18 protein-coding genes are annotated in these 19,250 nt (G+C 36.7%); 9 read left to right on the top strand and 9 right to left on the bottom strand.

Going from position 1 to position 19,250, the window contains the following annotated elements; all coding sequences use genetic code 11:
- Positions 1–52: 52 nt before the first annotated feature.
- The 3 genes from RFW85_RS09175 to RFW85_RS09165 all read right to left on the bottom strand — a co-directional run bounded on the left by RFW85_RS09175 (position 53) and on the right by RFW85_RS09165 (position 5,484).
- Entirely contained in the window at positions 53–1,324 is a 1,272-nt protein-coding gene (locus RFW85_RS09175) for a Glu/Leu/Phe/Val dehydrogenase (protein WP_017481698.1), read from the bottom strand.
- 1,035 nt (positions 1,325–2,359) lie between these two features.
- Positions 2,360–3,793: an amino acid permease gene (locus RFW85_RS09170; protein ID WP_309171453.1), complete on the bottom strand. Its 1,434-nt coding sequence runs from the start codon at positions 3,791–3,793 to the stop codon at positions 2,360–2,362.
- A 413-nt stretch (positions 3,794–4,206) separates the two neighbouring features.
- Positions 4,207–5,484: a hypothetical protein gene (locus tag RFW85_RS09165; protein WP_309171452.1), complete on the bottom strand. Its 1,278-nt coding sequence runs from the start codon at positions 5,482–5,484 to the stop codon at positions 4,207–4,209.
- Positions 5,485–5,611: 127 nt separating this feature from the next.
- On the opposite strand from RFW85_RS09165, the gene RFW85_RS09160 reads away from it, so the two are divergent.
- Complete coding sequence (locus RFW85_RS09160; protein ID WP_309171451.1) at positions 5,612–6,400, top strand: class I SAM-dependent methyltransferase; 789 nt, start codon at positions 5,612–5,614, stop codon at positions 6,398–6,400.
- A gap of 26 nt (positions 6,401–6,426) precedes the next feature.
- Positions 6,427–6,957 carry a hypothetical protein gene (locus RFW85_RS09155; RefSeq protein WP_005078420.1) on the top strand — a complete coding sequence of 177 codons (531 nt, stop codon included), beginning with the start codon at positions 6,427–6,429 and terminating at the stop codon, positions 6,955–6,957.
- A 52-nt stretch (positions 6,958–7,009) separates the two neighbouring features.
- Here the strand turns inward: RFW85_RS09155 and RFW85_RS09150 are convergent, their stop codons facing one another.
- Together RFW85_RS09150 and RFW85_RS09145 are read right to left on the bottom strand one after the other, a co-directional pair.
- Complete coding sequence (locus tag RFW85_RS09150) at positions 7,010–7,573, bottom strand: hypothetical protein (RefSeq protein ID WP_046811865.1); 564 nt, start codon at positions 7,571–7,573, stop codon at positions 7,010–7,012.
- A gap of 139 nt (positions 7,574–7,712) precedes the next feature.
- A complete protein-coding gene (locus RFW85_RS09145; RefSeq protein ID WP_046811866.1) occupies positions 7,713–8,180 on the bottom strand; it encodes a Holliday junction resolvase-like protein in 468 nt (155 codons plus the stop codon).
- A gap of 158 nt (positions 8,181–8,338) precedes the next feature.
- On the opposite strand from RFW85_RS09145, the gene RFW85_RS09140 reads away from it, so the two are divergent.
- The 5 genes from RFW85_RS09140 to RFW85_RS09120 all read left to right on the top strand — a co-directional run bounded on the left by RFW85_RS09140 (position 8,339) and on the right by RFW85_RS09120 (position 13,837).
- Positions 8,339–8,983, top strand: coding sequence for a ParA family protein (locus tag RFW85_RS09140; RefSeq protein ID WP_005804567.1), 645 nt, complete (start codon positions 8,339–8,341; stop codon positions 8,981–8,983).
- A gap of 124 nt (positions 8,984–9,107) precedes the next feature.
- Entirely contained in the window at positions 9,108–10,226 is a 1,119-nt protein-coding gene (locus RFW85_RS09135; RefSeq protein ID WP_170249154.1) for an AI-2E family transporter, read from the top strand.
- A gap of 125 nt (positions 10,227–10,351) precedes the next feature.
- The gene (gene sodC, locus RFW85_RS09130; protein WP_081309087.1) at positions 10,352–10,921 is read left to right on the top strand and encodes a superoxide dismutase family protein; all 570 of its coding nucleotides are present in this window, start codon (positions 10,352–10,354) and stop codon (positions 10,919–10,921) included.
- Positions 10,922–11,124: 203 nt separating this feature from the next.
- A complete protein-coding gene (gene yccS / locus RFW85_RS09125) occupies positions 11,125–13,275 on the top strand; it encodes a YccS family putative transporter (RefSeq protein WP_202724352.1) in 2,151 nt (716 codons plus the stop codon).
- Between the two features lie 25 nt (positions 13,276–13,300).
- On the top strand, positions 13,301–13,837 hold the full coding sequence (locus RFW85_RS09120) for a hypothetical protein (protein ID WP_309171450.1): 537 nt from the start codon (positions 13,301–13,303) through the stop codon (positions 13,835–13,837).
- 36 nt (positions 13,838–13,873) lie between these two features.
- On the opposite strand, the gene RFW85_RS09115 is transcribed toward RFW85_RS09120, so the two are convergent.
- A complete protein-coding gene (locus RFW85_RS09115) occupies positions 13,874–15,103 on the bottom strand; it encodes an MFS transporter (protein WP_309171449.1) in 1,230 nt (409 codons plus the stop codon).
- Between the two features lie 368 nt (positions 15,104–15,471).
- The gene (locus RFW85_RS09110; RefSeq protein ID WP_309171448.1) at positions 15,472–15,840 is read right to left on the bottom strand and encodes a hypothetical protein; all 369 of its coding nucleotides are present in this window, start codon (positions 15,838–15,840) and stop codon (positions 15,472–15,474) included.
- A gap of 237 nt (positions 15,841–16,077) precedes the next feature.
- Between RFW85_RS09110 and RFW85_RS09105 the strand changes: the two genes are divergently transcribed.
- Both RFW85_RS09105 and RFW85_RS09100 read left to right on the top strand, forming a co-directional pair.
- On the top strand, positions 16,078–16,665 hold the full coding sequence (locus tag RFW85_RS09105) for an NAD(P)H-dependent oxidoreductase (RefSeq protein WP_309171447.1): 588 nt from the start codon (positions 16,078–16,080) through the stop codon (positions 16,663–16,665).
- A 13-nt stretch (positions 16,666–16,678) separates the two neighbouring features.
- On the top strand, positions 16,679–16,993 hold the full coding sequence (locus RFW85_RS09100; protein WP_170249162.1) for a putative quinol monooxygenase: 315 nt from the start codon (positions 16,679–16,681) through the stop codon (positions 16,991–16,993).
- 45 nt (positions 16,994–17,038) lie between these two features.
- On the opposite strand, the gene RFW85_RS09095 is transcribed toward RFW85_RS09100, so the two are convergent.
- Positions 17,039–17,407, bottom strand: coding sequence for a hypothetical protein (locus RFW85_RS09095; protein ID WP_017400479.1), 369 nt, complete (start codon positions 17,405–17,407; stop codon positions 17,039–17,041).
- Between the two features lie 94 nt (positions 17,408–17,501).
- On the bottom strand, positions 17,502–18,911 hold the full coding sequence (locus tag RFW85_RS09090) for an FAD-binding oxidoreductase (protein ID WP_309171446.1): 1,410 nt from the start codon (positions 18,909–18,911) through the stop codon (positions 17,502–17,504).
- Positions 18,912–19,250: the final 339 nt, after the last annotated feature.

The following is a 19,250-nucleotide window of genomic DNA, read 5'->3' as shown; positions in this document are numbered from 1 at the left end:
TAACATCCTTTATATTTGCTCAAACCACTTTTTCTAAAGTAATTTCCGCAGATTAGCCTGGGAAAATACCGCGTTCTTTACGAGCTTTTAAGATACGCTCACATGCCAAGATGTAAGCTGCTGTACGTAAAGTACACGCGTTGCTGTTCGCTGTATTCCAAACGTCATCCATAGCTTGAACCATCAACTTGTCTAAACGCTCGTTGATTTCTTCTTCGCTCCAGAAGTAGCTCGCCATGTCTTGAACCCATTCGAAGTAACTTACAGTTACACCGCCGGCGTTACATACCACGTCAGGAACTACAACAATGCCACGCTCAACTAATACATCTTCAGCTTTAGGATATGTCGGGCCGTTTGCGCCTTCTAAAATCAACTTAGCTTTAAGTTTTTGAGCACGTTCAACAGTGATTTGGCCTTCCAATGCAGCTGGAACAATAATGTCAACTTCAGCTGTCCAGAAATCTTCGTCAGCAATTGATTGCGCGCCAGCAAAGCCACCAACACCTTGATTTGCATTTACGTGATCACGTAATGCTTCAAGATCAATACCATCAGCATTGAAAATTGTGCCAGTGTGGTCTTGAACGTGTGTAACTTTCGCTTTTGATTCAACAAATAAGAAAGCTGCTTCACTACCTACGTTACCAAAACCTTGAATAGCAACTTTCGCGCCTTCAATTGGCAAATTAATTTTTGCTGCTACTTCACGACCTGTAACGAATACGCCACGACCAGTTGCTTTCACACGACCTAAAGAACCGCCTAAGTGAACTGGTTTACCAGTTACAACACCAGTTACAGTGTGACCTTGGCTAGTAGAATAAGTATCCATCATCCAACCCATGATATTGGCATTAGTACCAACGTCTGGAGCAGGGATATCTTTTTGAGGCCCAATAATATGACCAATTTCAGTCGTATAACGACGAGTCAAACGCTCTAATTCACGAGTTGATAATTTACGTGGATCAACACGGATACCACCTTTTGCACCGCCAAATGGCAAGTTCAAAACAGCAGTTTTAATTGTCATCCATGCAGACAATGCCATTACTTCATTCAAATCAACATTTGGATGGTAACGAACACCGCCTTTACCCGGACCACGAGACAAGTTGTGTTGTACACGGTAGCCTTCAAAGTGCTGGATCGAACCGTCATCCATCACGATTGGCACGTCAACAATAAGCGCACGCTTAGGACGTTTTAAAGTATCGATATAATCAGCTAAGTGTTCTAAATATGGCGCTACACGGTCAATTTGTGCCAAGTAAGTTTGCCATGCATCGCTATGTTCGTTTACGTATGAAAGATCTGACATCTTTTTTCCTATATACCTTCATAGACTCAGATTTGATAAATCCGTAGTCTTTATTATTCAGCAACTAAAACCTTGCAATAACAAAGTCTTAGTTTATTTACTAAACCTTCTGCTCTTCTAAAGCATTAGGTTTTTTAAATTCCATTTGTTGATACTAAAAGTACGATCTACTTTTATATATCGATATCTTTTACAAGCTTTCTTTCATTTAACTTACTGTTTATAAAGCTATCTTTATAAAAGCAAAGTTTAACCACAACCCACTTAATCCAGTCGGCTGAAATATAAATACAAAAGAAATGGCATAACCGTTTGGGAGTTAAAAAGAACGATGATTTATAAAAAAATCATATGTCCATAAAAATTATTTTGACTAATCGATAGATCCCTCCATTAGTCTTTTTAAAAATAAACATTGTTCAATAATGCTACAGATTAATTATCTCTACACATACCGCTTAAAATTAAGCCGGAACATAGCTATAAAATCTTCCAATAAATATAGCATAGAGCACACCCATTTAGAACATTTTAAAATAAATAAGCAGAGAAAAAATAATCAAATCGCAGTAATCCTTATAATAAAAAAACAACAAATATTAAAAAAACCTTAACTTTAATAAAAAAAATTTATAGGAAACATAAAATCATAATTTAAAAAAATATAAAAAATTAAAATTATAAATAACAATAACTTAAAAATTAATCATCTTCGTAAAATTGTCAAAAAACTATACCCTCTCTACATTAAATCTATAATAAGTCCATTTCTAATTCATATTTCATAAAATCCCAAAAACCTCTTTATCAAATAACCAGGATAAACATAGACTTAATCAAATATTAATAATAAATAAATATTAATAAGAATCCGATAAATGGTAATTTCACAAAACAATATTTGTTTTCATGATCAAAAATAAAACTTCATTTAAAAAAAAAATATATAAATTCCTTCTTTTTTAACTTCCAGTAAGACACAAAAAAGGCCCCTTACGGGACCTTTAAAAAGACATTCTTTAGACTCTAGAAAGCTCAGCTCTGCACCAGATCTTTCTTTCGATAAAAAATGAAGTAGCTTGCATAGCATAGAAGTATAAAAACAATACAACAGATAAAACCAACTTGCATGGATTGGTCAAAGACCATACTGATGCAGGTAACGAGACAGAACAACCCACCCACAATTGGGGTAAGAGGGAAAAGAGGTGCCGCGAAACGCAAATCTTTTGCTGTTTTTCCTGACTTATACCACTGTCTACGGAAGTTAAACTGCGAAATACAAATGGCAATCCAAACCACAACCATCGTAAAAGCTGCAACCCCCAATAGATTCTTAAAAATTGTTTCTGGTGCGAATTGTTCTGAAAGCAATCCAGGAATTGCACCAAACATAGTTACAGTAATGGCAACAATCGGTGTTCCAGAAGGAGTTAATTTAGAAAATATTTTTGGTAACTGATTTTTCGCCGAAAGCGACCACATCATACGTGAAGCAGCAAACAAACCAGAATTTGCAGCAGAAAGTAAAGCCGTAATAATTACAAAGCGGATAATATCTTCTGCATATGGAATACCAATATAGTTAAATACCGTCACAAAAGGACTATTACTTACTTCATTTGCACTAAGGCCTGCAAGTTGAAACGGCAGCAATGAACTAATCACCACAATTGTACCAACAAAGAAAATTAGTAACCGCCAAATAGCCGCATTGATTGCTTTAGGAACTGTCTGTGCTGGATTCTCAGCTTCCCCCGCCGCTACCCCAATTAATTCTGTGCCCGAAAAAGCAAAGTTAACAATAAGCATAGTGGCAAAAATTGGGAAGAGACCGTTTGGGAACCAACCGTGGGCAGTCAGGTTACTAAATAATGGCGCTGTTTCATGTCCGTGGTAAGGAATAAAACCGAAAATTGCCAGTAGACCCAAACCAATAAAACAGATGATTGTAATAACTTTGACGAGTGCCAACCAGAATTCAGATTCGGCAAATAATCGAGTTGAACTGATATTAAGAAAAAAAACTAAGGCACCAAAAAAAAGAGTCCAAGCCCATACCGAGGTAGATGGAAACCACTCCTGCACCAATAGAGCCGCTGCAGTAAACTCAGTCCCCAAAGTTGCAGTCCAAGTTAACCAATAGAGCCAAGTAATCATATAGCCCGTACCAGGACCAATATAACGGCGGGCGTATTCACCAAAAGAACCTGATTCCGGCACATGAACCGCAAGCTCACCAAGGCATAACATCACGGTATAGGCAATTAAACCGCCCAAAAAATAAGAAATAATTGCGCCAATTGGGCCTGCTTGGGAAATTACATCACCAGACCCTAAAAAAAGACCTGTACCTATGGCACCGCCAAGGGAGATCATCACCAAATGTCGAGTACTCATTGCTCGTTTCAAAGGTGCAGAACTTCCATGTTGCGATGCATCATTATTCCGATAATTTAATGATTGCATATAAAAAACTGTAACGACAATTTAGTAAAAAATCATTTTAGGAGAAAAAAATAAATATGCAATTATCTTTGAATAGTGAACTTATTTTAACCAAGCTCTTTATGTAAAAATAAAATATATAGAAAAAACATTTAGTTATATTTTTTTATAGCTATATCTGTATTTTAATTAATCTTATATTATTTCTATAATTTATGTAGTAGAAAAACCCATTTATCTTTAAATATAGTATTTATATATATTACTGGTTATGCCTACTTTAAATACAGCAGATCACTATATAACAAACCTACTATTTATTTAAATAATGAGTTTTAAAATAATATACAAATAAGTTTATAAAAAAATATTTTTTAAGCAAAAAATAAAGCCCAAACCTAAAGGTCTGAGCTTTATTTAAACACTATAAAGGTTTAATAGCTGATGGTACTCAACTGTTCGGTAGATTGAATTGAACCTTCCGTAAACTCACACAGCCCTTGTTCATCACAAGATAAATTTAATTGCTTATAGCTAATCGCTAAAGAATCCGAATATTTTTTGATTACAAACGGACTCATATCCGATGTTAAGGGCTCTTCACGCTTGAAAAATTTAACAATCTTACGATCATTCATCGCTAACAAATAAATTTCATTATTTAATTCAATGTGCACTACACCAGTTTGCTCAGCCACAATTGGAACCAAATAAGATTTATTCGCCAGTAGAGTATCTACTGTATAACTTTCAAACTTTGAATTGATGAGGTTAAATACCAAAATTAAACCAAAGCTAGTCTGCAAGCCTTCTCTATAATTTGCATCTTCTTGAATTCGCTGCACTTTAATACCGAGCTTTTGAAAGTCCAACTCAGTTGCTTGATTTGTTTTTATCAGACTACGTGTAATAGCCTGTTTAAGGGGGTTATCAAAATAACGTTCATCTAACTGAAAATCATTTTGATGCAATATTTTTAACAGCATTTCATCATGATGAGTAAGAACATGGGCAAGTACATTACGGAAGTAAAACTTACTTTGTTTTTTGACCTTACGAACCTGCTGATAAAAATAGATTTCATCGAAATCATGTTCAATAAAATCATGTAATAAACTTGAACTAGCCAATACTGACAATGCTTCATGACCAGTAAATGGCAAATGAATCGTATGTAAGCTTGGTAACAGCCCTTTTATTTTTAAGTAATGTTCGCGATCAATTGAAAAGTAAGGGTCATAAACAATAATGTATTCACGCGCTATATTGACATCTTGTGGCTGAATCTGCATGTCCTTGTTTGCTACCGAATCAAAAAACTCAGCATAGCGTCGGTCTTCAACATGTTCAGGGTCAATTGAATATTGCGGTACAAATGCAATCACGCGGTTCATATTCAATAAATTAGAATACTTGATTGCCGCATAGCCGCCCATTGAACCGCCATAACCCACAATATTTTTAAAGCCTTCTAGAATAGGCGAAATTGCTTGTGCCAGCTCAATCATGCTTGCTTGAGGAAACCATGATTTTTGTTTTGGCATTACCCCAATAACATTATATTGGTATTTAATTAGAGACTTTTCAGCATTGATAGATAAGCCACTCGCTCGGGTAATCAAATCGCCAAAAGAGAGAACTAATGTATTAGAATCGCCTGGTAAAAAAATGGCTCTAATGTGTTCGTCTTCAAAAATAATTTGCTTATCCATGCTCACACCGAAAGAAAATTTACTCCCACATACAACGTCAAAAATGAAACAAAATAGGTGTTTTGCCAATTTATGATTGCGGAGTATCTTATTTTATAGATGCCAGTCAGATTAAAAAGCGCAAAATATGACACAATCCTTACATCCTGCCGCTCAAAAAGGCTTCAGTTCAGCTGCTGAACTATATCAGCAAGTTAGACCCAATTATCCCGCAGAAATAGTAAGTTGGCTGCAAAATTGCCTACAAATACAGGAAAAATCTACTGTTATTGATCTTGGATCGGGTACTGGCAAATTCTTACCCTACTTAAAACAAACATATGCTGATGTTATTGCAGTTGAGCCAATTGGCGAGATGTTACAGCAGCTTCAACAAGTTTATCCTGATATCAAAACATTACAGGCTTTTAGCCATTCAATTCCTGTAGAAGATCATAAAATTGATGCCATTATTTGTGCGCAATCTTTTCACTGGTTTGACAACCTCGATACCCTAACAGAAATGCATAGAGTATTAAAACCAGAAGGACATTTAGGGCTAGTTTGGAATCAACGAGACGAACGTACAGATTGGGTCAAGGCTTTAGCTGACTTCCTACTCCCACTTGAAGGTGACACACCTCGTTATCATAGTGAAAAGTGGAAACGCGTATTTGAACAACAAGATTTATTCGTATTTGATAGCCTACAAACATTCACACAGTCACAACACGGTTCTGTCGAACAAGTCGTAAGTAAACGTTTACTCTCTACGAGCTTTATTGCTGCAATGACTGAAAAAGATCAATTACAACTCAAAGCACTGTTTGAAAAAATTGTTTATGATTTTACTGGATTAGGTCCTCAAGATCAGATTGATTTTCCATATGTTACGTATGCATATCACTTTCAAAAAAGTACGTTACCCGTTAAATAATTAGTGAATAGGTTTGGTTGAAAGTTATGAAGAAAACACCTCAAATCATATTAATGTCTTTGCTTTGCTCTAGCCTATTTCTGACTGCTTGTAAAAAAGCGGATGAGCCTGCTAAGACGGAGCAACCTTCTGCCACCTCATCTACCGATCAGGTTTTAGAAAAACTAAATGAAAGACCTGTTAAGACCTTCCCTGCCACTGCTGATGATGCACACGATATTGCGCTGTTAGAGGATTATGATCGTCGCTTTACAGAAATGAGTGACGAGATGGAAAGTGAATTAGCAAAAATGCATGAAGCTGGAACCCTCACTACAGAGTTTGAGCAACAGCGTACTCTCGATAATGTGCGCTCTTCTCTGACCATGTTAAAAGATTTAGATTTAAAAACTGAGCAAGGTCGTTACATTCAGGGTCTACTTTATCAATATTGGGAAAACCAAGAAAAACACTTGAGTGATAAGCAAGCCAATAAAGATGAACAGATCAATGATCTTGCCGACTATTTACAAGCGCAAAATCAATTAAAATATTGGAAAGCATCGCAACAGAAATAAGCAATGTAGTGGTTATAAAAAAGCCTTCAAACTTATGAAGGCTTTTTTTAAATTATATATTTTGCTTTTCAACCCAATGAATTGCCTGAACGCGGAATAACTCACATGCACCATCACCCGTATCAGTCGGCGTAAGTGAGGATTTCCAAACTAAATTTTTGTCCTTAATCTCGACAAGGTCACCTTTTAGATAAACTAAATCACCACGTTTAACCTGTTTAATCTGCTGAGCAATTTCAGGATTTGCAGGAATGATGTGCATGTTAGATACCATTTGCATCGCTTGCTCTGCTGGAACAGGTAATTTAGGAATTTTCCAGTTTAAATAACGGTCATATTGTTTCACTGAAATATGACGTGCGATTTCAGGCTTGGCAAACAATCCCCAACTTACTGCATAGTCGATAGGAGAAAACTTAGCTTGTTCATCATTTTGATAAACTTTTGAACCCAAGATTCTGAAATTTCCTTGAAAAGGTTGTAATACAGAAATAGATTGATCTTTTTCTATCGGGCTCAAACCATTGGCAATATTATATTCACTTGAGGTCGATGCAAATGTTGAACTCATGCCAATCACGGCGAGTAAGCCCATCATCAAACTTTGTTTTTTCATCGTGTTACACCTCAAATATTGCTCGATCAAAGTGAATAGATCTTCAATTTATAATAGCTTTAAGCGATGAAAAAAATATCGAAATTTAGTAACAATACAGATCAATTTCGTCTATTTTTGTGCTGAATTAAACAGCTTGTTAATCTTCGAAATCTATTCTCAACGTTTCGAAACGAACCTTACCTTGTTGAACAGCTTGGGCAATTGCTTGTTGACCTTTCGTAAGTCTAGCTCCACCACTTTTTACATCAAGCAAAATAATATTGATGTCTTCTGCCGTACCATCGCCATCGCGAAAATCGGTATATCCATCAAAAATAATATAGTCCACCGGATCGCCCATGAATTTTGCATCGCTTGGTAAATACTGAAATTCAGGTAAAACCGGAGCAAATTGTTCTGCCATTTTTCCTTTCAACACCGCACGACTTGTATTTACACTTCTCTTTTGTGCTTGAGTAAGCGCTTGTTGATGCTCTAGTTCAAGTTCAGCAATATATTGCTCATATTCAGCCTTAATTCGTCCATTACGTGTATTTGATAAAATAATAGTAGTGATGATAATACCAATGCCAGCACCAATAAGCATGGCAAGCCATACAGACATAAATTTTCCTTAAAAAGCGCGAATTAAGATTACAGCTCTAATCATATCTAAAATAACGAAACAGCTTAAACTTTTGTCAAATGCAGTCATCTACTTCTCACAAAAAGATGCTAAGGTATAAAACATAAACAAATGTGCTGCTGAAAATAATTGGATTTATGAAAACGATACTTATTGCAAATCAAAAGGGCGGATGCGGAAAGACCATGACAGCCATTACGTTGGCAACAGCATTGGCACAAAAAGGATATAAAGTAGCATTAGCAGATTCGGACAATCAAAAATCGGCTTTACAATGGTTAAAACAGCGCCCTGATACTGTTGCAACGATTCAAAGCCTAGACTGGCGTCATGAAAAATCAATTGGTGATGCACCCAAAAATCTGGACTATTTAATTATTGATGCGCCTGGTGCTCTGTCAGGTGAGCATGCTGAACAGCTTATTAGTGAAGCGCATGCCATTATTACTCCACTTCAACCTTCATTTTTTGATATAGACAGTACTCGTCGTTTTTTAAAGCATTTACAAGACATTAAACGCATTCGTAAAGGTAAAGTTCAGATTTTACTTCTTGCAAATCGTGTAAAACCAAACAGTGCAAGCTCAAAAGATATCCAACAGTTCTTTGAAAAAATTGAACAGGAACCTGTTGCATGGATTGCTGAACGCACTGCGTATGGCAGCTTAGCAATGCAGGGCTTAAGCATTTTTGATAAACCGCAAAAGAACTTTATTAGTATCCAAAATCAATGGCAACCTGTTCTAAACAAGTTAATTGAAGATAAAGCTGAATGGTTTTAAAGGAATTTTAGCCTCTAAAACTGCATGTATAAGGTTCTTTACATTACGGCCTTAAAATTTGCCTCAGGTTATTTTTCAGTTAATATGACTTTATTCTATGTAGAAAATTAGAGAAATATTGTTCGTGCATCCATACGCTCCTAATTTACAGCGCGTTTTATTGTTTGGGCTGTTTTTTATTTTGATTTTTTTAGGATTTAATATCCTGAAATACTTTATTGTTCCTGTACTTTGGGCTGCTATCATTGCATATATGACTTGGCCTATTTATTTAAGAATTCAGCGCTTTTTTGGAGAAACCCGTAATACTTTAAATGCAACTCTAATGATTAGTCTGGTCATTTTGGTTGTTGGTGTACCGTTTACATGCGCTATTTTCATTTTGCAGCATGAAGGACGCAACTTATATTTTGACTTACAACGTCAGGTTTTTTCGGGCCATTTAAGCGTTCCAGATTTTATACGCGAGCTTCCTTTTGTAGGAAAAGAAATTTCTCGTACACTTAATGAATTAAACAACGATCCTAATAGCACCATTCAAAATATCGCAGCTTGGGTACAAAGTCATTTAAGTTATGGCCGTGTACTGCTCGGTGAGATTAGCAAAAATATTGTCAAACTTGGCTTTGCCGTATTTAGCCTATTTTTCTTCTACCGTGATGGTCAAATGATTTTGTCTCAAGTGAGTAAAGCTTTAGAAATGGTCATTGGCCCTCGTATTCATCACTATCTTGATACGATTTCCGAGACAACTCGTGCAGTAGTCTATGGCGTAGGTTTAACTGCAATTGCTCAAGCTGTTTTGGCTGGATTAAGTTACTTCGTAGCAGATGTACCAAACCCTATGGTACTCACTATTGCTACGTTCTTATTAGCTTTAATTCCATTTGGTACTCCAATTTCCTATTTAGGTGTCGGTCTATGGTTGTTCTCTCAGGGACAAACCATGGAGGCAATTGGTGTTGTGGTTTGGGGTGTGCTGATTGTCAGTAGCTCAGATAATGTGATTAGACCACTCGTCATTTCTGGTGCCACCAAAATTCCATTCTTATTAATTATGTTTGGCGTATTAGGCGGTATTGCGAGTTTTGGCTTGGTCGGTTTATTTATTGGCCCTGTAATTTTGGCTATTTTACTGGCAATTTGGCGTGAATGGTTGCATGAGACGATTGAACCTGAACCTATGCCAAAAACAACCATGATTTATGATTCTGAGAGTGAATCGTCCAATGACAAAGAGTGACATAGTAATTTAATTTAAAAATGTTTCTAGATACAAATTAACTATTTAAATTAACTTGTAGGTCAGACCTCTGTTTGTTTGAATCAAACAATCATATATATTTATAAGGACATCCAATCATGCAGATGTTTAATAAAATTAGCGCAGTTTGTGCGCTTACAGCCCTTTTTACGGTTGGCTGTAGTTCGGTAACTAAAACTGTATCTGACACAGCTCAAGCATTAACCTCAATGCATACAAAAAAAGTGGTCGACGTAAATGAAGTGACAGCTAACGGTATTGGCAAAAAAATAGGTACGATTAGCTTTCAAGATAGCGACAAAGGCTTAATTATTACCCCTGCTCTTGCTGATTTACCAAGTGGTACTCGTGGTTTCCATATTCATGAAAACGCTTCTTGTGCACCTGCTGTAAAAGATGGAAAACCTGGCGCTGCTTTAGCTGCGGGTAGCCACTATAACCCGAACCAAGCCCCTCATCATGGTACTCCAACCACTGGCCATTTAGGCGATCTACCTGTTTTAGTTGTCGATAATACAGGTGTTGCAACAACTGCCGTAATCGCCCCTCGATTGAAACTTGCTGATATTCAAGGTCGAGCGATTATGATCCACGCTGGTGGCGACAATTATTCAGACTCACCTCAACCTCTTGGCGGTGGCGGAGCACGAATTGCGTGTGGTGTGATTAAATAATTTATGTGTTTTTCAAATTGTGGGTATCTAAAAAGATATCCACAATTTTGTTAATTTATTGATCGTTACAACTTGATTTAAGTCTAATAAAATCTTAAAAAATGACTGACTTTTGTAGATAAAAAGAATAATATTTTTGAAGTAATAAAAATTTAAAGTTACATACTGCTTTCTCACGTATTCTCTAATTTAGAACAAAAGCCGTGAATTATCTGACCCAAATATTTAATAGCTTTAAGACAAACTCTATTTTAATTTATTGCCTGCAAATTCTGATTGTACTCACTGGCACAACTTTAGGTTTGCTTTGGCTGGGCTATAATCAACTTATTGTTCCTGTAACCTTAGGCGCAATTGCAGCAGCATTAACAGACTTTGATGATCGCTTAAGTATTCGATTACGCAACTTGGTCTATGTCTGCCTGCTCTTTTTTACAGTCAGTAGTATTCTTGGCTTTTTAGCACCTTACAAAATTTTCTTTATTTTATATCTCTCTATCTCAAGCGCTTTTTTCATATTACTAGGCGCCTTAGGGCAACGTTATGCCACGATTTCTTTTGGCACGATTCTGCTCTCTATTTATAGTATGTTCGGTTTAGGCGAATACGCACATTGGTATCAACAACCTACTTATTTTGTTTATGGTGCTCTCTGGTACGGTTTAACTTCTATTTTATTTTTTATTATTAAACCGACACTTCCCTTACAAGATAAGCTCTCACAAATTTTTAAAGAAATTTCTGTTCTACTACAAGCAAAAGCTCGTTTGTTTGATCCGGACAATAAAGAGAATGTTGAGCAGCTTTTATATGAATTATCGCTACAAAATACGCAAGTTGCCCAAAGTCTCAATCAAATACGCAGTTCACTACTTACTCGGCTCAAAGCTTCCAGAGTCAGTAATAAAAGCATCTATTGGCTAAACCTATATTTTTTCGCACGAGATATTCACGAGCAAGCCACTTCAAATTATTTACATTACGAACATATTCAACAGAATTTTAGCCGTAGTGATCTTATTTTCCGTTTCCAAAAAAACCTGCGTCTACAAGCACAAGCATGCCAAGACTTAGCTCAATGTATTTTATATAACCAGCCATATCAGCCTTCGCAAGAAAGTCAGAAAGTACTAGGACATTTGGAAAGTTCTTTAAAAGATTGGATACAACAACATCCTCAAAATTTTGAAGTTAAAAATTTAAAACTTATTTTTGATAATTTAAAAGGAATGCATGAACAGTTTGAACAACTACAATATGCCCAACCTGTTCCTGAAAATAACACTCAAACAAGACAAGAACACTTAAATTTACTTGATGACGATATTCAAGGATTTTCAGATCTTATCTTAAAACTTCGGCAACAACTTACACCACAGTCAGCGCTGTTTAGGCATGCAATACGGATTGCAGTGGTTTTTGCCGCAGGTTATGCAATTTCATTATTACCGTTTGCGCAGCATGGCTACTGGATTTTACTCACCAGTTTATTTGTCTGTCAGATTACTTATTTTGCGACTAAAAGCCGTCTTAAATTAAGAACGATTGGTACCTTACTCGGTGTTTTATTAGGAATACCTATTTTATATTTTGTGCCGAGTATTGAAGGCCAGCTCATCATTACAATTATTTGTGGAGTCTGCTTTTTTTACTTACGTCAAAAGAAATATGCTTTGGCTACGCTCATGGCTACCCTTATGGTGCTATTAATTTTCAACTTAAAAGGCGCTGGCTACAGTATTATTTTGCCTCGACTGATAGATACCTTATTAGGCTGCTTTATTGCATGGCTCGCCGTAAACTTTATTTGGCCCGACTGGAACTTTCGAAACATCCCCAATAATATTAATAAAAGCAGCAAAGCGACCTTAGATTATTTCAATGTGATTGTTGAGCAATATCAATATGGCAAAAATCAGGATATAGAGTACCGTCGAATTCGTCGTGCTGCGCATAACGCTCAGATTGAGCTATCCAACATGATTTCGAGCCTAAGCGCTGAACCCAACCCGAACCCTCAACTCATCCATTATGCTTTTCGTTATCTGGTTTATAGCCACAGCCAACTGAGTTACGTGGCAGCGTTAGGAAGCCAACGACAGAAAATTGATGATCAACAAGTATTACAACTCTTACTGGATTGTCAGCAAATTCTTAAACAGAGCTTATTTGATCCGGCTTATATTGATTTCAATTTCCTTGAGCAGACTTTAGCGCAAATTCAAAGCCTAACTACTCATGAGCACTTTTCAGAGAACTACACACTCGTATTAAAACAAATTAGTTTATTATTAGAAACCTTGCCTGAATTATTAATTCTCAAGGGTAAACTTTTAGAACAAGAGATTAAATAGACATAGATTTTTATTGAGGATAAAAATGCATTTCCCAAAAACTCCTTCGATTCTTTCTTTGATTTTAATAATGCTTAGTAATAATTCTTATGCGTTTGAAAGGAATGATTTAAAAAAGATTATCGAGTGTCAATCTGATTACGCAACCTATTCAGATTTTGGTTCCGAATATGACGAGAACTTAACAGCGCTTGGCTTTAAAAGAGTTGAAGATTCAGACCAACCTTTCATTTATTTGTATAAAACCAATCAACCTATTGAGCTATTTGGCTTAAAGACAAACGAAGTTGCTTTGGCTGGTCAAGGTATAACTGCTGTTTTTCGTAATGTAAATGTTCAGCAACTTTCAAAGAAATTTGATATCCCACAACATCCTGATTTTACAATGCTGCCTCTGTTTAGAGGGGTACGTACAATTAAAACAGAACCAGCCACTTCAGATTCGGTTACTTTTTACCATAATTTGAACTTATCAGAAATGAAAGGAAAAAAACCAATGGTACTGTTAGGTTGTACCTATGAAGCAGACCGTGAAGAAATGGAAAAAATGTTACAAGAATAAAAAAAATACCGGAATATCACTTCCGGTATTTTTTATTTAATTGTTGCCTTGTTGCAGTCTTTCTTTCATTTCCTGCTTCAAAGCACTTCGCGGTTGGCTAAACCAAAGAGCAATAAAGGTAAATGCAGATAATGCAAAAGCCCATAAATGAAATTGTGTATAGAGATAACGTATAAGCTCAATCATTGCAAAGAAGCTCATCATAAGTAACATTGAAACTGCTGCTGCAACTGTTCCTTTTGATACCTCAGATGACATGAGTGCAAAACGATACAAGACCGAGAAACTAATCCCTTCACCAAAACAAATTAGTGTCATGCCTGTAAGCAAACAAGGTATGAGATAGGTTTGCCACACCACACCTAATATTAAAATAAGTGTACCAGTGAGCATAATCGGTAAACCCATCATGACAGTTTTACCTAAGGACAAACGGTCAATAATTTTGATTAAGACAATGTTGCCTATAATCAAACCCAAAAATACGGGAAATTGAGCTAAGCCATATTGCACACTAGTGAGCTTTAACTCATCTACTAAAATGATTGGAGACAAAGCAATCCATAGCATTAAAGGCATACCCACTAAAGGTAATGCAAGGCTTAAACCTAAAAACCGGCGGTTGGTAAACACCTTTTTAAAATCATCAAAAAGATAACTAAAAGGTTGCTTGGTTACACTGACTTGCTGGCTTGGCATCTGTTTTTTCAATCCGATCCAACTGAGTAATGCCAATACTGCGATGGCGACAAAGCCCCAGTGCCAAGACACATAATCAATTAAGAAAGCGCCAAGTACAGGTCCTAGCAAGGGTGCAAGTAATGAGATATTTGCCATGAGTGCCATGACTTTAATCGCATCACGTTCAGCAAAGCTTTCTTGAATAGCCGCATATCCAACTGCTGAAATTACGGTTAAGCCAATTCCCTGCAAAAATCTTAAAGCTAGAAATTGCTCGATTTGCGTCGTAAGTAAAATTAAAAAACAGCATAGAGCAAAGAATAAAACTCCAGCTAATAGTACTTTTTTACGTCCGAGACGGTCCGACAAAGGACCAAGTAACCATGCAACAGATGCGCCACCTAATAAATAAAATGACATCGAAGACGGTGCCCAAGTTGCACTTACACCAAAGTCTTCAGTAATTGCCAACATGGCTGGCTGAATCAAGTCATTACCAATATAAACCGCAAATTCAAATAGCACTAAGGCCAAAGGAAACATCAACGTTGTACGGTTCAACGTTGTCGTTTGAATATTTTTCATGAGTTGTACACTTCAAAATAGCGGCCATATGTCTGTAGGACTACCTATAAAATAAGATGTAGTCATGACGATGACATGTATGGTCAATCAATCTTTAGTTAAGTTTTTATATGCCGTGAGAGTGCATGTTTAGAGTGTGAAACACCGTATTCACAAGGTGTCTAAAACGAGAAAAAATATATGGCGTGAGATTCGGTAATTTTTACCAATTGGCACAATTGCCGAGCGCAACAATAGCACTTTTTAAATTGATCAGCAATCATGCAATTTCAAGAAGCTTAAATTTTAGTTTTTTACACAAAAAGGCCTGCAAATTATGGTTGTGCACAAACTCAAAGTTATCCACATATTCGATAAAAAATTAAGCATTATGGACAGGGGTTAACTTGAAAGTCTGTGATTTCCTCTCCTTTTGTACATTGATAGCTTTGTTTTTTATTCACAATTTTCCAGATTTGCTGATCTCGTTTTAATAAATATTCAGTACGTGTTTTCGACACCGCATCTGGACTAGGCTCTGTTTGCAAAATAGTAACTTGCGCATTGGAAGGATCATCCGAAGCATTCATTTGCTGTGAAATATCTAAATTGCTTGCATTATTTAAAAGATCAGGTTGATCGAGTAATACAGCCTGTATAGGAGTATCAGCGAGTTGAGCAGAAGAATTTTGAGGTGGAGCACAAGCAGTTAATATACTTAGGCTGAAAATAATCAACAAACCATTCTTTTTCATCACTCTTCCCCTCTATTTACTCAAAATTAATGCTAAAGATAATAGGCCACTTTTTCCTTTTGAGCTTTGTAAATAGGCATAAATTTATTGATATTAATGAGATAGATTAATTTTCAATAAAAAGTCCACAATAATTATTGATTTTTTATCAACAATATTTTTCCTATTCATGCATTTTTCTACAACAGTAAATCTCATAGAGTATGCGTCAAATACAGGAATTTAATGAGAGCAACCTCCATGAGTAAGATTTTAGTGATTAATGGCGCTAAACAATTTGCCCACTCAAATGGTGAATTAAATGACACATTAACCACCCTAGCAACCACACATCTCACGGAACTCGGCCATGAAGTCCAAGTCACCCGTGCAGACAGCAATTATGATGCTGAAAGTGAAGTTGAAAAATACTTATGGGCAGATGTTGTTATTTATCAAATGCCAGGCTGGTGGATGGGCGCACCTTGGACAGTCAAAAAGTACATTGATGATGTCTTTACCACTGGTCATGGTTCACTTTATGCAAGTGATGGGCGTAGCCGTTCTGATGCCTCAAAAAAATATGGTTCAGGTGGTCTAATTCATGACAAAAAATATATGCTGTCATTGACTTGGAATGCTCCAATGGAAGCATTTGAAGATGCAGATCAATTCTTCCACGGCGTAGGTGTAGATGGTGTTTATTTACCATTTCATAAAGCCAATCAGTTCTTAGGCATGAGCACCCTTCCGACATTTATTGTAAATGACGTGATTAAAATGCCTGACGTTGATAGTTATGTTGAAGAATATAAAGCACACTTAAATACTGTATTTGCAGCAGTCTAATAAGGAGAAATCCATGCTAACCATTATTGCGGAAATTCGTACTAAATCGGGTGGACAGCATCGCCAGAACGTATTGGATGCCTTTCAAAAAATCATTCCAACTGTTTTAGCAGAAGATGGTTGTCATGGTTATGAACCTTTAGTTGACCACATCTCAAATGCAAGCTTCCAAAACAAAGACCCAGACATTATTGTGATGTTGGAAAAATGGGAAAGTGTTGCCCATCTTGAAACGCATTTAGCAACGCCTCATATGCAAGCGCATCATGAAGCAGTCAAAGATGATGTCGTTGACGTCAAAATTAAAATTTTAGAAAGCGGCGTATAATTTAGACTATAAAAAAAGACGATATATTTATCGTCTTTTTTATTTTTAAGAGCAAAGCTGGGTTTGAAAACCTCTAGAGCCTTTCCCTCTCGCGCATTGATAGCTCTTTTGCTTATTTTGCAATTGCCACTTTTCATCAACCAATTTAAATGAATATTCTGTTCGGATTGCAGAAACAGAATCATCCATTAAACCTGTTTGGATAACGGTAATACGGGAAACTGTTGGAGATTCTACTCGGTTAAATACTTGCTGAACTGAGGTATTATTGTGCTCTTTTACGATCTCAGGCTGGGCTTTAAGTACTTGTTGCATCGGAGTTTCCGAACCCACAAAAGGAATTAATTTACTGGTCGTCGCACACCCAGTGAAAAGCCCAGCACAAAGCGCTGAAATTAAAAATAAACGTTGCATTTTTATCACCAAAAACAAAAGCCATAGCTTTATGATGCTATGGCTTTGTCGGTTACTCTGTAGAAACTATGTAGTCCTACAAAATAGATCTAATTTAAAGATCAAACAATTTACCTGGGTTCATCAAACCATTCGGGTCAAATACTTTCTTCAAAGCTTTCATATATTCAATTTCTTCAGGCGAACGTGAATATTCCAAATATGGCTTTTTCGTCATGCCTACACCATGTTCAGCAGAGATTGAACCGTCGTATTTTTTAACGGTATCGAACACATATTTATTTACTACCTGACACTTCGCAAAGAACTCATCTTTGGTTAAGTTTTCAGGTTTTAAAATATTTAAGTGCAAGTTACCGTCACCAATATGGCCGAACCAGCAAATTTCAAAGTCTGGATAGTTTTCTTGAACAATCGCGTCAATTTCACGAATAAATGCAGGTACGTGAGTAATTAATACTGAGATATCATTTTTATATGGAATAAACGGCGCGATTGATTCAGAAATATCTTCGCGTAAACGCCATAAGCTTTCTACTTGGTCAAGGCTCTGGCTCATTACACCATCAAGTACCCAACCCTGCTCCATACAATGCTCGAAGATTTCCATTGCTTTATCGAGAATCGGATCATATGGTGCTTCAAACTCAAGTAATACATAGAACGGACATTGAGTTTCAAATGGGCGTTGTACATGTCCATGATCTAAAACTTTTTGCATTGCAAGTTCACCAAAGAACTCAAATGCAGTTAAGTCGATGTCTTTTTGGAAAGCATGTAATACAGGCATTACCGCATCAAAATCAGGAACACCTAAAACTAAAACTTGTAAGTTTTGTGGTTGACGCTCAAGTTTAATTTCAGCTTCGGTCACTAAACCTAACGTACCCTCACCACCAATAAACAAATGCTGTAATGCATAACCAGTTGCATTTTTAACCATACCTTTGTTTAAACGCAGGATGTCACCTTTACCAGTCACTACGGTTAAGCCAAGTACCCAGTTACGTGTCATGCCATATTTAATGACTTTAATACCGCCGGCATTTGTTCCGATATTACCGCCAATCTGACTAGAACCCGCTGACGCAAAGTCCACCGGATAATACATGCCTTGTTCTTCTGCATAATTCTGCAATTGCTCAGTCACAACACCAGCTTGCACTCGAACCATGCGGTCTGCCGGGAAGAACTCAAGAATTTGGTTCATTTTGTCCATGCTAATGACAATTTCACCATTGGTTGCTACCGCACCAGCAGAGAGACCAGTACGACCACCTGACGGTGTAATCGCAACATTAAACTGGTTCGCAAGCTTAACAACCGCCTGAACTTGTTCAGTCGTTGAAGGAAAAACGATGACCGATGGGTTCGGATTAAAATGCTTGGTATGATCTTTACCCCAGTTTTCGAGACTATCAGCATCAGTTTTAATACGGTTTTCACCGACAATTGCTGTTAATTGGGTGAGTAACTCAGGTGTTAAAGCGACTGGAGCATTCATCGTTTGCAGACCTAGCAAGAAGTAAACTGTGGTGGGACTATGACCTCATAATTCTCAAGGTTCTCACCTGAGCAAAGCCATAATGTTCAAGGAACTCCTATATTCTACATGTATCCGCGCAAGCGATAAAGTTCAGAATAGAGATACTGTCACTACAAAACATGTTTAACGTAAATAAATGCTTTCTATGGGGCTTTTAGAGAAAAATCACATTTATCCCCCTACCAAGCATATTTTAAAATGCTCGACAAGCCATAAACAGAAGTGATTAGACATAGATAAAATTGCCATAAGGCGATGGTATAAACGAAATATCTATAGCGCTGCCCAGTATGTTAT

This window comes from Acinetobacter sp. 12966, from assembly GCF_031196995.1.
Lineage (GTDB): Bacteria > Pseudomonadota > Gammaproteobacteria > Pseudomonadales > Moraxellaceae > Acinetobacter > Acinetobacter geminorum.
The sequence above is the reverse complement of the archived record's forward strand: the minus strand, read 5'-3'. Positions and strand labels throughout refer to the sequence as shown.

Excerpts from the sequence above, each read along its gene's own strand:
- RFW85_RS09175 (WP_017481698.1), bottom strand. The coding sequence starts at position 1,324 with ATGTCAGATCTTTCATACGTAAACGAACATAGCGATGCATGGCAAACT.
- RFW85_RS09170 (WP_309171453.1), bottom strand. The coding sequence starts at position 3,793 with ATGCAATCATTAAATTATCGGAATAATGATGCATCGCAACATGGAAGT.
- RFW85_RS09165 (WP_309171452.1), bottom strand. The coding sequence starts at position 5,484 with ATGGATAAGCAAATTATTTTTGAAGACGAACACATTAGAGCCATTTTT.
- RFW85_RS09160 (WP_309171451.1), top strand. The coding sequence starts at position 5,612 with ATGACACAATCCTTACATCCTGCCGCTCAAAAAGGCTTCAGTTCAGCT.
- RFW85_RS09155 (WP_005078420.1), top strand. The coding sequence starts at position 6,427 with ATGAAGAAAACACCTCAAATCATATTAATGTCTTTGCTTTGCTCTAGC.
- RFW85_RS09150 (WP_046811865.1), bottom strand. The coding sequence starts at position 7,573 with ATGAAAAAACAAAGTTTGATGATGGGCTTACTCGCCGTGATTGGCATG.
- RFW85_RS09145 (WP_046811866.1), bottom strand. The coding sequence starts at position 8,180 with ATGTCTGTATGGCTTGCCATGCTTATTGGTGCTGGCATTGGTATTATC.
- RFW85_RS09140 (WP_005804567.1), top strand. The coding sequence starts at position 8,339 with ATGAAAACGATACTTATTGCAAATCAAAAGGGCGGATGCGGAAAGACC.
- sodC (WP_081309087.1), top strand. The coding sequence starts at position 10,352 with ATGTTTAATAAAATTAGCGCAGTTTGTGCGCTTACAGCCCTTTTTACG.
- RFW85_RS09120 (WP_309171450.1), top strand. The coding sequence starts at position 13,301 with ATGCATTTCCCAAAAACTCCTTCGATTCTTTCTTTGATTTTAATAATG.
- RFW85_RS09115 (WP_309171449.1), bottom strand. The coding sequence starts at position 15,103 with ATGAAAAATATTCAAACGACAACGTTGAACCGTACAACGTTGATGTTT.
- RFW85_RS09105 (WP_309171447.1), top strand. The coding sequence starts at position 16,078 with ATGAGTAAGATTTTAGTGATTAATGGCGCTAAACAATTTGCCCACTCA.
- RFW85_RS09100 (WP_170249162.1), top strand. The coding sequence starts at position 16,679 with ATGCTAACCATTATTGCGGAAATTCGTACTAAATCGGGTGGACAGCAT.
- RFW85_RS09095 (WP_017400479.1), bottom strand. The coding sequence starts at position 17,407 with ATGCAACGTTTATTTTTAATTTCAGCGCTTTGTGCTGGGCTTTTCACT.
- RFW85_RS09090 (WP_309171446.1), bottom strand. The coding sequence starts at position 18,911 with ATGAATGCTCCAGTCGCTTTAACACCTGAGTTACTCACCCAATTAACA.